Below are 13,431 nucleotides of genomic sequence, written 5' to 3' on the forward strand. Positions count from 1 at the left end.
AATGTAGATTTAATTATTTTAATTGGCGCCTATGCGCAAAATTATTATTTAAAAGACAAGAAAACATTGACAGAGCGTGTTGGGGACTTTAAAACCTATCTACCTAAATATTTTCCTATTCCTCATCCTTCACCAACAGATAGATTTTGGCGCGCAAAAAACCTTTGGTTTGAAGAATTGGTGGTGCCTGAGTTAAAAGACTACATTTCTAAAATAGTGTAAAAAAAGCCTTACCATTTTTGGTAAGGCCTTAACTCTTAAATGGATTTGAGATTAATATTTAGTGCCATCATGTTTACCTTTTTCCCATCCGTGTTTTCCGAGATACTGGTCAGCACTTTCTACAGCTCCTGATTCTATATCAGTTCCCATAGAGTCGTTCCATCTGTTGAGGTATCCGAAAAGTGAAATTACACCTAACATTTCTACAATTTCCCCTTCGTCCCAATGCTCATATAATCGTCTTTTAATATCTACATCTACAGCATTAGGCACTAATGATGCTGCTAAGCTAAAGTCTAAAGCTGCACGCTCTGCCTCAGAAAAAGCAGGATGTGTTCTGTATTCCCAAATATTATCGAGTTGTTCTTGTTCTGCGCCATAACGCTCGGCTGCTCTAATAGCGTGAGCCTGACAATATCGACAACCAGTAGAATTACTACTTACCCATGCAATCATGCGTTTCAAGGCCGAGGTTACGCGACCTTCGTTGGCCATAACGGCTTTGTTTAGGTTTATAAATGCTTTACTAATTGCTGGTCGTCGTTGCATAGTCAAAACAGAATTTGGGCAAAATCCAAGGGTTTCATTAAAGAATTCTGCCAATTCTTTTGTTTTTAAATCATGCTCTGGCGATAACGGAGTTACTAATGCCATAGTTGTATTTTTAAGTCGTATTTTTGATTGTACAAGATAGCAGTTCTAACATGTAATCTAAAACAAAATGGCAGATAAAATTGTAACACATTGGCAAGGTAGTTTAACCTTTGAATCTGATAATCCAAGTGGAAAATTAGTAATTATGGATACAGATGTTGAGGGTGAAGAACGTAAGGGATTATCTCCTAAAGCAATGATGTTATCATCATTAGCCGGTTGTTCTGCTCTGGATGTGATTTCAATCCTAGACAAGATGAATGAAGACATTGACGATTTTAAAATTGAAGTGTCTGGAGAACTAACAGATGAACATCCAAGATTTTACCATTCTGTGGTAGTTGATTATCATTTTTATGGCACAGATTTAAATAAGAAAAAATGTGAAAGAGCTGTTGATTTATCTGTAGAAAAGTACTGTGGTGTCATGGAGATGTTCAGGCAGTTTGCTAAAATAGAAACATCAATTCACTACCACAATGTGATGAAAAAATAGGCTCCAAACAGTCAATGACTCTTGAATATGATGACATGAGAATCTTTTTTCAAAGAAAATAGAATATTGGACATCATACAAAATAGACAACAAATAACTGTTAATCAGTTAGTTGTAAATTTTGTAGCCCATCTGAATTTACAAGTTAATTCTTCATAACACGACTCCGAGCTTGTTCAATAGGTAATTTTAACATTGCAACTAAGATTTTGCAAGCTTAAGTTATGAGTCAATTGAATAAATACAGCAAAACAGTTACACAAGATCCAACACAGCCAGCTGCTCAGGCTATGCTTCATGCTATAGGATTAACCAAAGAGGATTTTTTTAAGCCAATTATCGGAATTGCAAGTACAGGTTATGAGGGCAATCCTTGTAATATGCACCTAAATGATTTAGCAAAACTTGTAAAAGAAGGCACAAAGAATGAGGATATTGTTGGGTTAATATTTAATACCATTGGAGTTAGCGATGGTATTTCCATGGGAACACCGGGAATGCGTTACTCCTTACCGTCGCGAGATGTTATTGCCGATTCAATGGAGACTGTAGTTCAAGCGATGAGTTATGATGGGCTTGTTACTGTTGTTGGTTGTGATAAAAATATGCCAGGTGCTCTAATGGCAATGATTAGATTAAACCGTCCTTCTATTTTAGTGTATGGTGGTACCATAGATTCAGGATGTCATGAAGGTAAAAAGTTAGATGTTGTTTCTGCGTTTGAGGCTTGGGGAAGTAAAGTTGCAGGGACTATGGCCGAAGACGAGTATCAAAATATTGTTGAAAAAGCTTGTCCTGGGGCAGGTGCTTGTGGCGGAATGTATACCGCTAATACTATGGCATCTTCTATAGAAGCTTTAGGTATGGCATTGCCATATAATTCTTCAAACCCTGCATTAAGTAAAGAAAAAAAGGACGAGTCGGTTCGAGCTGGCGAAGCTATGCGCATCTTACTAGAAAAGGATATTAAACCCTCTGATATTATAACACGCAAGTCTCTCGAAAACGCAATAAGATTAGTTACAATTCTTGGTGGTTCTACCAATGCAGTTTTACATTTTCTTGCTATTGCAAGAGCAGCAAATATTGAATTTACTCTCAAAGATTTCCAAGATATTAGTGATAACACTCCATTTTTAGCAGACCTTAAACCTAGTGGTAAATATTTAATGGAAGATGTACATGCTGTAGGTGGTATTCCAGCTGTAATGAAATATCTTTTAAAGAAAGGTTTACTTCATGGAGACTGTTTAACAGTAACAGGAAAAACTGTTGCTGAAAATTTATTAGATGTAAAAGATCTTACCAAAGGTCAGGATGTTATAAAGCCAATAGAAAACCCTATCAAAGTTTCAGGCCATTTGCGCATGCTGTACGGCAATTTAGCCACAGAAGGTAGTGTTGCTAAAATTACTGGAAAAGAAGGATTAAGATTTAAAGGAAGAGCTAAGGTGTTTGAAGGAGAATATGCTGCAAATGATGGTATAAGAGATGGTAAGGTGGAAGAAGGGGATGTGGTAGTTATAAGGTATGAGGGGCCAAAAGGAGGCCCAGGAATGCCAGAAATGTTAAAACCTACTGCTGCCATTATGGGTGCAGGATTGGGCAAAGACGTGGCTTTAATTACGGATGGAAGATTCTCAGGAGGAACTCATGGTTTTGTTGTTGGGCATATTACTCCAGAGGCTCAAGAAGGTGGTAATATTGCTCTTGTTAAAGATGGTGATGTCATAATAATTGATGCAGAAACCAATTCAATTTCTGTTGAGGTTTCAGAAGAAGAATTACAAAGTAGAAGATTAGAATGGAAGGCGCCAGATTTAAAGTTTAATCGCGGTGTGCTTTATAAATATGCTAAAACAGTATCATCAGCTTCTATGGGCTGCGTTACTGATGAATTTTAAAATCAAAAGCTCATGAAAGAAACACAAATCGTACAAGGTCAGGTAGAAAAAACATCTACTACAGAACGTATTTCTGGAAGTGAAGCTATCGTAAAATGTCTTATTGAAGAAGGTGTTGATCTACTTTATGGTTATCCAGGTGGAGCCATAATGCCAGTTTATGATGATCTTTATAAATACCAAGACAAGATTCATCATGTATTATGTCGTCACGAGCAAGGAGCAACACATTCGGCGCAAGGTTATGCACGAATTTCGGGAAAAGTTGGTGTGGCTATGGCTACCTCCGGACCAGGAGCAACTAATCTCATTACTGGAATTGCGGATGCTCAGATAGATTCAACTCCAATGGTTTGTATTACAGGTCAAGTGCCTTCCCATCTATTGGGAAGCGATGCCTTTCAAGAGACTGATATTGTGGGTATTTCTACTCCAATTACAAAATGGAATCATCAGATTACTAAGGCTTCAGAAATTCCTGAAGTCATAGCAAAAGCATTTTATATTGCAAAGAGCGGTCGCCCAGGTCCAGTTTTAGTTGATATTACTAAGGATGCACAATTCGAAGAGTTTGATTTTAGATATGAAAAGTGCTCTGGAATTAGAAGTTATAAACCGGTACCTGAAACAGATAAGGAAGCTTTGAAAGTGGCTGCGGATTTTATAAATAATGCCAAAAAACCATTAGTTGTTTGGGGCCAAGGAGTCATTTTAGGAGAAGCTGAAGAGGAATTTAAAGCAGTTATTGAAAAGGCTGGAATACCTTCGGCTTGGACTATTTTAGGTGCTTCGGCCATACCAACATCTCATCCATTAAATGTTGGAATGGTTGGTATGCATGGTAATTATGCGCCTAATATTTTAACTAATGAATGTGACGTGCTTATAGCTATTGGTATGCGTTTCGACGATCGCGTTACAGGAAGTCTCAACACCTATGCGAAGCAAGCTAAGATTATTCATTTCGAAATTGATCCTGCAGAAGTAGATAAAAATGTAAAAACAGATGTTGCTGTTTTGGGCGATGCAAAGGACAGTTTAAAGCAATTGCTTCCACTATTAAATCCTAATTCTCACATAGGCTGGCGCCAACGTTTCAAAGATCTCTACAAAATTGAATTTGAAAAAGTCATTAAAGCGGATTTACATCCAACTAAAGATGGCTTAACTATGGGTGAAGTTTTAAAAGAAATTAATGTACAGACTAAAGGTGAAGCGGCCATTGTAACCGATGTTGGACAACACCAAATGATAGCCTGTCGTTATGCAGAGTTTAATGAATCCAAAAGTAATATTACTTCTGGTGGCTTAGGAACTATGGGCTTTGGTTTACCAGCTGCTATTGGAGCTAAAATGGCGGCGCCAGATCGCGAGGTCATTTCAATTTCAGGTGATGGTGGCTATCAAATGACCATTCAAGAATTAGGTACCATTTTTCAAACAAAAGCAGCGGTTAAGGTTGTTGTACTTAACAACGACTTTTTGGGAATGGTAAGACAATGGCAACAGTTGTTTTTTGATAAACGTTATGCATCCACTGAAATGGTGAACCCGGATTTTGTTGCTATTGCAAAGGGTTATCACTTAAATGCAAAACGCGTTACTAAAAGAGAGGAATTGGCAAGTGCAGTGGAAGAAATGATTGCAAGTAAGGAGCCTTACTTCTTGGAAGTTTGTGTTGAAAAAGAGGATAATGTATTTCCAATGATTCCATCTGGAGCATCAGTATCAGATATAAGATTAGAGTAGCCCATAATAGGCATTTGGCAAAATGAGCCTTGATAAAATGTTACATATATCGCAGTCGAAATGTGCATAGATTATTAAAAAATTAGAATGAGTACAGAAAAACAATATTTCACGGTTTCAGTATATACTGAAAATAACATTGGTTTGCTTAACCGGATTTCAGCAATTTTTCAAAGACGACACATTAATGTAGAAAGTTTAAATACTTCAGCTTCTGAAATTGAAGGCGTTTCAAAATTTACAATTCTTGTGCATGTTTCCGAATCGCAAATTAAGAAGATTATTGGGCAAATTGAAAAACAAGTTGAAGTTATAAAAGCCTACTACCATACAGAAGAAGAAACTATTTATCAAGAATCATGCATCTTTAAAATAAAGTCAGATCTGCTTTTTGAAGAGCGTCAGATTCAGAATATCATTAAAGAAAGTAATGCCAGGATAGTTACTGTTAACAAGGAATTTTTTGTTCTTGAAAAATCTGGAAGGCGACAAGAAATCGAATTATTATATAGAGAACTAAATGCTTTTGGAATTATGCAATTTACGCGTTCAGGACGTATTGCAGTAACCAAAGATGAAATGAAAATATCACAAATGCTAGCCGCATTTCAACATTAAAAACAAATTAAAATGTCGAATTATTTTAACACATTGTCATTAAGAGAACAATTAGAGCAATTAGGAAAATGCCGATTTATGGATGCTTCAGAATTTGAAGATGGGGTTAATGCTTTAAAAGGAAAGAAAATTGTTATTGTAGGTTGTGGAGCGCAAGGTTTAAATCAAGGTTTAAATATGAGAGACTCTGGCCTAGATATTTCCTATGCACTGCGTCAAGCCGCTATAGATGAACAACGTGCTTCTTATAAGAATGCCTCATCCAATGGATTCACCGTTGGCACATATGAAGAATTAGTTCCGGATGCTGATTTAGTATTAAACTTAACTCCAGATAAACAACATACAAATGTGATTAAGGCAGTAATGCCTTTAATGAAGAAAGGAGCGACATTAAGCTACTCTCATGGTTTCAATATTGTTGAGGAAGGTACTAAAATACGTGAAGATTTAACCGTTATAATGGTTGCGCCAAAGTGCCCAGGAACTGAAGTTAGAGAAGAGTATAAGCGTGGATTTGGGGTTCCTACATTAACCGCAGTACATCCAGAGAATGATCCTGAAGGTAAAGGATGGGCACAAGCTAAAGCCTATGCTGTAGCAACTGGAGGTCATCGTGCAGGAGTATTAGAGTCCTCATTTATAGCAGAAGTAAAATCTGATTTAATGGGTGAGCAAACCATTTTATGTGGATTATTACAAACTGGAGCCATTTTAAGTTTTGATAAAATGGTTGAAGATGGTATTGATCCAGGATATGCAGCTAAGCTAATACAATTCGGATGGGAAACCATTACAGAAGCCTTAAAGCATGGTGGTATAACCAATATGATGGATCGCCTATCAAATCCAGCAAAAATAAGAGCCTTTGAATTATCAGAAGAACTTAAAGGTATAATGCGTCCTTTATTTGAAAAACACATGGATGATATTATATCTGGTCATTTTTCAAAAACTATGATGGAAGACTGGGCAAATGATGATATTAATTTATTATCCTGGAGAGCAGCAACTGGCGAAACTGCCTTTGAAAAAACTGCTCTGACTTCAGATCATATTATTGAGCAAGAGTATTTTGACCATGGCGTATTATTAGTGGCTTTCGTGAAATCTGGAGTAGAGTTAGCTTTCGAAACTATGGTAAGTGCTGGTATTATTGAAGACTCTGCATATTACGAATCCCTTCATGAATTACCATTAATCGCAAATACGATTGCGAGAAAGAAGCTATTTGAAATGAATCGCGTTATTTCGGACACTGCAGAATATGGGTGCTATTTATTTGATCATGCTTGTAAGCCTTTATTGGAAGACTTTATGAAATCTGTAGACACCTCTGTTATTGGTAAATCGTATAGCGCGTCACATGGAGTTGATAACCTTGAATTAATTGCTATTAATGAAGCGATTAGAAATCATCCAATCGAAGCAGTTGGGAAGCGCTTACGCAGTGCTATGACAGCTATGAAAGAAATAAAAACAGAAGAAGTAAGTAGAGCAACACAAGAGGCGCTTGTCTAGGCGATATTTATTGTTAGTCTTTGTCAAAGACAAAAAATGATCATTTCTTTTAATTAAGGACTGAAGATGGAAAACACAACAACATATAGCCCTTCGCTACACGACGTTGAGAAAGCTGCAGAAAATCTAAGAGGCATTGCTAAAGTAACGCCACTCTCTAGAAATGTGCGTTACTCAAAGCATTTTAATTCTAATATCTTTTTTAAACGTGAAGACTTACAAGACGTAAGGTCTTATAAAATTCGAGGAGCATATAACAAGATTTCATCTTTGGAGCCTAACCAAATAGAAAACGAAATTGTTTGTGCTAGTGCGGGTAATCATGCACAAGGAGTGGCCCTATCCTGCAAACTTTTAAAAATTAAGGGTACCATTTTTATGCCTTCACCAACACCTAGTCAAAAAATTGAACAGGTAAAGATGTTTGGCGAAGCGTTTGTCACTGTTGTTTTAGTTGGTGATACGTTTGATGATGCTTATGAAGCTGCAATAAAAGAATGTGAACGATTAAATAAAACATTTATTCACCCCTTTAATGACGAAAAAGTTATTGAAGGACAAGCTACTGTTGGATTAGAAATCATTGATCAGGCAGCATCGCATCCTATTCATTATGTGTTTGTGCCAATAGGTGGTGGTGGGTTATCAGCAGGTTTGTCCACAATTTTTAAATTGCTTTCACCAGAGACTAAAATCATTGGAGTAGAACCAAAAGGAGCGCCATCAATGTCAATCTCAATTCAAAATGATCGCAATACAACATTAAAGGCCATAGAGAATTTCGTAGATGGGGCGGCAGTTAAACGCGTTGGTGATATTAACTTTAATATTTGTAAGTCAACCTTAGATGACGTTGTGATAGTTGATGAAGGTAAAATTTGCCAAACCATTTTAGACCTTTATAATAAAGACGCCATTGTTCTAGAACCAGCAGGCGCCTTAAGTCTTTCGGCTTTGGAACAATATAAAGAAGAGATTGAAGGAAAGAATGTTGTATGTGTTGTTAGTGGTAGTAATAACGACATAACGCGAACGGCAGAGATTAAAGAGCGTGCTTTATTGTATGCCAATTTAAAGCACTACTTTATAATAAAGTTTCCTCAGCGCGCAGGAGCGCTTAGAGAGTTTGTCTCTACTATTTTAGGACCTGAAGACGATATCACTCATTTTGAATATACTAAGAAGGTGAATAGAGAGAATGATGTTGCAGTAGTTGGTTTGCAACTAAAATCACCAGAAGATTTACAGCCCTTGATCACTAAGATGAAGTTGCATAATTTTTTCGGAGATTATCTCAATAACAAGCCAGATTTATTTCAGTTTCTAGTATGATAATGAGGTTTTTAAGGAAAATTCATTTGAATAATCATTGAAAAATGAGTCGAGAGAAAATAAATCATTTATTGGTTTTGTTAAGTAAATATATTTTTGAACATTTGTACTTGAATGAGATATATTATAAACATAATGACAACAATGATTACCATGATTCCCTGACGGAAGGTGATATTGTTATACCCATATATTAAACCTTCCTAAAATTTTTAGGAAGGTTTTTTTATGGACTAGATTCAAAGGTCCAAGAAAATTGAACTATATGAAAGTACTAAAATTTGGAGGCACATCCGTTGCTAATGCAGAAAACATATCTAAGGTTATTACGATCCTTAAATCAGAATCGAAAAAGCAAAAACTTGCCGTTGTTGTTTCGGCATTAGGCGGCACAACAGATATGCTTATTAAAGCAGGTGAGTTAGCGACTCAAAAAGATAAAGATTACATAAAGGTGTTTCAAAATATTTCTGAAAGACACCATAAGACTGTTGAAGGCTTAATTAAAGGACCTAGAAAAAGAACAGTTTTTAAGCAGATCGATGACATGCTAAATGATTTAAAGCAGATACTTCAAGGTATTTATTTAATCAATGAATTTTCCGACAAATCTCGCGATAAAATCTTAAGTTTCGGTGAATTGTTGTCTTCATACATTATATCAGAAGCATTAGTACAAATAGAAAAAAAATCTACATTAAAGGATAGTCGAGACTTAATCATTACCGATTCTAATTACACCAATGCTAATGTCATCAGTAAAATAACCTCTGAAAATATTTCTTCATTTTTCAATAAAAACAAAGAACGAATAGTTGTTTTACCTGGCTTTGTTTCTAGCAATAAAGCTGGTGATACAACAACACTTGGGCGAGGCGGATCTGATTATACAGCTGCATTGGTTGCTGCAGCAATTAAATCATCTACATTAGAGGTTTGGACTGATGTAAGTGGTATGTACACTGCTAATCCTAAATTGGTTAAGCAAGCGTTTGCAATAGAAGAGATTTCTTATCAGGAAGCTATGGAATTATCACATTTTGGCGCCAAGGTATTGTATCCTCCTACGGTTCAGCCTGCATTACAAAGGAGTATTCCGATTTATATAAAAAACACTTTTGAGCCAAAGGCAAAAGGGACTTTAATAACTAAAAAACCAAAATCCAAGAATGGTCCTGTTAAAGGAATAAGCCATATCGAAGATATAGCCTTATTAACTCTTGAAGGAAATGGCATGGTAGGAATTCCTGGATTCTCTAAGCGGTTATTTTCTGCGCTCTCAAGACATGAGATCAACGTGGTTTTAATTACACAAGCATCTTCAGAACATTCTATCTGCGTTGGAGTGTATAGCAAAGACGCTAAGCAGGCTAAAAGCATCGTGGATGATGAATTTGCTTATGAGATTTCATTGAAGCGTATTCAACCACTACTTATTGAAGACGAATTGGCTATTGTTGCTGTGGTCGGTGATAAGATGAAGAGTCATCAAGGTATTAGTGGGCGACTATTTAGTTCCCTTGGTCAAAATAATGTAAACGTAAGAGCAATTGCCCAAGGAGCATCTGAGCGTAATATATCAGCAGTAATTGCACATAAAGACATTAAGAAGGCATTGAATACTTTGCATAATCGATTTTTTGAAAAACAAGTAAAAACACTAAACTTATTTGTTGTTGGTGTTGGCAATGTAGGTGCTATTTTACTAGATCAAATAAAGCAACAGCAAGACTACTTATCTAAAAATCTGTTGTTAAACATTAAAGTAGTTGGCATAAGTAATTCTAGAAAAATGATCTTCAATGAAGAAGGCATTGCATTATCAACTTGGACAGAACAGATTAAAAAAGGAAAAGCTAGGACACATAAATCGTTTTTTGAAGCGGTTAAAGCTCAAAATCTAAGTAATAGTATTTTTATTGATGTTACCGCTAATGAAGACGTTGCAAAAACCTATAAAGATTATTTAAAAGAAAGTATTGCAGTTATAGCATGTAATAAAATTGCCTGTTCCTCAAAATATTCAGATTATCAAGAACTAAAGGAATTGTCAAGAAAGTACAATGCTTCATTCTTATTTGAAACAAATGTTGGCGCCGGATTGCCAATAATTTATACTTTGAATAACTTGATAAACTCAGGTGATACTGTAACGTCTATTCAAGCTGTTTTATCAGGAAGTTTGAATTTTATTTTCAATAATTTTAATGAAGAACGAACTTTTTATGATGTAGTTAAACAGGCGCAAGATGAAGGATATACAGAGCCGGACCCTAGGATTGATCTTAGTGGTGTTGATGTTGCAAGAAAGATACTAATTCTAGCCAGAGAAGCTGGATTTAAATTAGATCTCAAAGACATTAAGAATGAAGCGTTTTTACCTAAATCAAGTTTAAAAGCAGATTCTGTGGCAGATTTTTATAAAACTTTAAAGTCTGAAGCTACGCATTTTGAAAGCCTTTATCAAAATGCAAAAGCAGAAGACTGTCAATTAAAGTATGTTGCTGAATTTAATAATGGAACCGCTAAAGTTGGACTAAAGGCAGTTGATAAAGAGCATCCATTTTATAATTTAAAGGGAAAAGATAATATTGTGCTTTTTTATACCCATCGTTACCCAGAGCAACCGCTAATTATAAAAGGAGCTGGAGCTGGAGCTCAAGTTACAGCTTCAGGTTTATTTGCTGATATTATAACCCTTGGACGAAATTAATATACATGAAAAGTATTAAAGTTTTTGCGCCTGCAACAGTAGCCAATGTGTCCTGTGGATTTGATGCTATGGGCTTTGCCTTGGAAAGCCTTGGTGATCAAATGGTGTTTACACAAACAGAAGACAACGGTGTTAAGATATCAAAAATTGAAGGAGCAAATTTACCCTATGACGTGGATAAAAATGTTGTAGGTGTAGTTGCGAAACAAATGCTAGAGGATTCTAATGCTAACTTTGGGTTAGACATACAGATATTTAAAAATTTCAAACCAGGTAGCGGATTAGGAAGTAGTGCTGCAAGTGCCTCTGGAACTGCATTTGCGGTCAATACACTATTAGATAATAAATACAATAAATTAGAATTAACACAATTTGCGATGCAAGGTGAAGTCACTGCTTGTGGCTCTGCCATAGCAGATAATGTTGCCGCATGTTTGTATGGTGGTTTTATTTTGGTTAGAAGTTATAATCCTTTAGATATTGTTTCTATACCAACACCAGGAGAATTGATAGCTACAGTCATACATCCTCAGATTGAAATAAAAACAGCAGATTCACGCCAGGTTGTACCTGAAACAATTCCTGTAAAAACAGCAGTTGCACAATGGGCTAATGTAGGTGGTTTAATAAGTGGCTTACACACCAAAGACTTTAATTTAATAGGTCGGTCATTGGTTGATTATGTAGCAGAGCCAAAACGAAAAGAACTCATCCCACATTTTGATAAGGTTAAACAAAGCGCATTGAATTCCGGTGTTTTAGGCGTTGGTATTTCTGGATCGGGACCAACAATATTTGCGTTAAGTAAAGGTAAAAATATTGCGCATAAAGTGGCGAAGGCAATGGATGAGGTATATGTAAATTCTGGTATTGGCTATAATATATATGTGTCGCGAATAAGTAATAAAGGGGTTCACTTAGTATGAAGTATTTTAGTTTAAATCATGACGCGCCTGAAGTATCATTTCAAGAGGCTGTAATAAAAGGATTGGCACCAGATAAAGGCCTTTATTTCCCTAAGTCAATTAATCAACTTCCTAAGTCGTTTTTTGATAACATTGAGTCCTTAGATGATGTCTCTATAGCTTATGAAGCTATTAAACAATTTGTTGGTGATGAAATTCCACAAACAGATTTAAAAGACATATTAGAAGATGTTCTAAGTTTTGACTTTCCTGTTGTAGAACTTAATGATTCCATATCGGCTTTAGAATTATACCATGGGCCAACCATGGCATTTAAGGATGTAGGAGCTCGATTTATGGCAAGATGTCTAGGTTATTTTAATGGGCAAAAAGAGACGAAAGAGAATGTAACAGTATTAGTAGCTACTTCAGGTGATACAGGTGGTGCAGTGGCGAGTGGATTTTTAGGCGTAAATGGTGTTGAGGTTGTTATCCTTTATCCAAGTGGTAAAGTAAGTGACATACAAGAAAAGCAATTAACTACCCTTGGTCAAAATATTACCGCCTTAGAAGTCGAGGGTGTTTTTGACGACTGTCAGGCTATGGTAAAGCGTGCTTTTTTAGACAAGGATTTTCATAATAAGCGAAAGTTAACATCAGCTAATTCTATAAATATAGCAAGGTGGCTTCCTCAAATGTTTTACTACTTTTTTGCTTATAAGGCTTTAAAACATAAGGGTAAGGATTTGGTGTTTTCTGTACCTAGCGGTAATTACGGGAATATTTGTGCAGGTATGATGGCTCAAAAACTAGGGCTACCAATCCAACATTTTGTTACGGGCACGAATGCAAATGATGTGATACCACAATATTTAAAAACAGGTAATTACACTACTAAATCATCTGTTGCTACAATTTCAAATGCTATGGATGTTGGTGCACCTAGTAACTTTATTCGTATTAAAGAATTACATGACGGCAGTTTTGAGTTATTAAAAAAGAATTTATCCGGTTATAGTTATTCTGATGTTGAAACTCTAGAAGCGATCAATTATTTAAAAGAGCGTAGTGATTATGTAGCAGATCCACATGGTGCCATTGGTTATTTGGCATTAAAGGATTATTTAGCAGGAAACCGCAATGTTCAAGGTGTCTTTTTAGAAACAGCCCATCCCATCAAGTTTTTACCTGTTATGCCAAATTCTATTGCAGATAAATTAGAAATACCAACTCAAATAAAATCAATTTTGTATCTTAAAAAGCGCAGCATTCAAATACATGACTATGAACAGCTAAAGGACTATTTGCTCCCTTAAA

The 13,431-nt window shown here is 35.9% G+C and carries 11 protein-coding genes; 10 read left to right on the forward strand and 1 reads right to left on the reverse strand.

Features of this window, described 5'->3' with window-relative positions:
• Positions 1-222 (forward strand): uracil-DNA glycosylase family protein (locus tag HRU49_RS00615; protein ID WP_363146051.1); only part of this gene is annotated, 222 nt, incomplete at its 5' end.
• Positions 223-273: 51 nt separating this feature from the next.
• Here the strand turns inward: HRU49_RS00615 and HRU49_RS00620 are convergent.
• Positions 274-876: a carboxymuconolactone decarboxylase family protein gene (locus tag HRU49_RS00620; RefSeq protein WP_296353082.1), complete on the reverse strand. Its 603-nt coding sequence runs from the start codon at positions 874-876 to the stop codon at positions 274-276.
• Positions 877-943: 67 nt separating this feature from the next.
• Here HRU49_RS00620 and HRU49_RS00625 point away from each other — a divergent pair, with 67 nt between their 5' ends.
• From HRU49_RS00625 to thrC, 9 genes are all read left to right on the forward strand, one after another.
• On the forward strand, positions 944-1,372 hold the full coding sequence (locus HRU49_RS00625) for an OsmC family protein (RefSeq protein WP_296353084.1): 429 nt from the start codon (positions 944-946) through the stop codon (positions 1,370-1,372).
• Positions 1,373-1,596: 224 nt separating this feature from the next.
• Positions 1,597-3,276 carry a dihydroxy-acid dehydratase gene (gene ilvD, locus HRU49_RS00630; protein ID WP_296353086.1) on the forward strand — a complete coding sequence of 560 codons (1,680 nt, stop codon included), beginning with the start codon at positions 1,597-1,599 and terminating at the stop codon, positions 3,274-3,276.
• Positions 3,277-3,288: 12 nt separating this feature from the next.
• Positions 3,289-5,025, forward strand: a complete 1,737-nt coding sequence (gene ilvB, locus HRU49_RS00635; protein WP_296353088.1) for a biosynthetic-type acetolactate synthase large subunit — start codon at positions 3,289-3,291, stop codon at positions 5,023-5,025.
• Between the two features lie 87 nt (positions 5,026-5,112).
• Positions 5,113-5,643 carry an acetolactate synthase small subunit gene (gene ilvN / locus HRU49_RS00640; protein ID WP_296353090.1) on the forward strand — a complete coding sequence of 177 codons (531 nt, stop codon included), beginning with the start codon at positions 5,113-5,115 and terminating at the stop codon, positions 5,641-5,643.
• 12 nt (positions 5,644-5,655) lie between these two features.
• The gene (gene ilvC / locus HRU49_RS00645) at positions 5,656-7,164 is read left to right on the forward strand and encodes a ketol-acid reductoisomerase (protein ID WP_296353092.1); all 1,509 of its coding nucleotides are present in this window, start codon (positions 5,656-5,658) and stop codon (positions 7,162-7,164) included.
• Between the two features lie 66 nt (positions 7,165-7,230).
• The gene (ilvA, locus tag HRU49_RS00650) at positions 7,231-8,496 is read left to right on the forward strand and encodes a threonine ammonia-lyase IlvA (RefSeq protein WP_296353094.1); all 1,266 of its coding nucleotides are present in this window, start codon (positions 7,231-7,233) and stop codon (positions 8,494-8,496) included.
• 265 nt (positions 8,497-8,761) lie between these two features.
• Positions 8,762-11,209: a bifunctional aspartate kinase/homoserine dehydrogenase I gene (gene thrA / locus HRU49_RS00655; protein WP_296353096.1), complete on the forward strand. Its 2,448-nt coding sequence runs from the start codon at positions 8,762-8,764 to the stop codon at positions 11,207-11,209.
• A 5-nt stretch (positions 11,210-11,214) separates the two neighbouring features.
• Positions 11,215-12,135, forward strand: coding sequence for a homoserine kinase (locus HRU49_RS00660; protein WP_296353098.1), 921 nt, complete (start codon positions 11,215-11,217; stop codon positions 12,133-12,135).
• On the forward strand, positions 12,132-13,430 hold the full coding sequence (thrC, locus tag HRU49_RS00665) for a threonine synthase (RefSeq protein ID WP_296353100.1): 1,299 nt from the start codon (positions 12,132-12,134) through the stop codon (positions 13,428-13,430). Before HRU49_RS00660 ends, thrC begins: the two co-directional genes overlap by 4 nt.
• The last annotated feature ends 1 nt before the right edge of the window (position 13,431 follow it).

This window comes from Winogradskyella sp., assembly GCF_013213975.1.
GTDB lineage: Bacteria > Bacteroidota > Bacteroidia > Flavobacteriales > Flavobacteriaceae > Winogradskyella.

Coding starts and splice junctions, on each gene's coding strand:
- HRU49_RS00620 (WP_296353082.1), bottom strand. CDS start 876: ATGGCATTAGTAACTCCGTTATCGCCAGAGCATGATTTAAAAACAAAA.
- HRU49_RS00625 (WP_296353084.1), top strand. CDS start 944: ATGGCAGATAAAATTGTAACACATTGGCAAGGTAGTTTAACCTTTGAA.
- ilvD (WP_296353086.1), top strand. CDS start 1,597: ATGAGTCAATTGAATAAATACAGCAAAACAGTTACACAAGATCCAACA.
- ilvB (WP_296353088.1), top strand. CDS start 3,289: ATGAAAGAAACACAAATCGTACAAGGTCAGGTAGAAAAAACATCTACT.
- ilvN (WP_296353090.1), top strand. CDS start 5,113: ATGAGTACAGAAAAACAATATTTCACGGTTTCAGTATATACTGAAAAT.
- ilvC (WP_296353092.1), top strand. CDS start 5,656: ATGTCGAATTATTTTAACACATTGTCATTAAGAGAACAATTAGAGCAA.
- ilvA (WP_296353094.1), top strand. CDS start 7,231: ATGGAAAACACAACAACATATAGCCCTTCGCTACACGACGTTGAGAAA.
- thrA (WP_296353096.1), top strand. CDS start 8,762: ATGAAAGTACTAAAATTTGGAGGCACATCCGTTGCTAATGCAGAAAAC.
- HRU49_RS00660 (WP_296353098.1), top strand. CDS start 11,215: ATGAAAAGTATTAAAGTTTTTGCGCCTGCAACAGTAGCCAATGTGTCC.
- thrC (WP_296353100.1), top strand. CDS start 12,132: ATGAAGTATTTTAGTTTAAATCATGACGCGCCTGAAGTATCATTTCAA.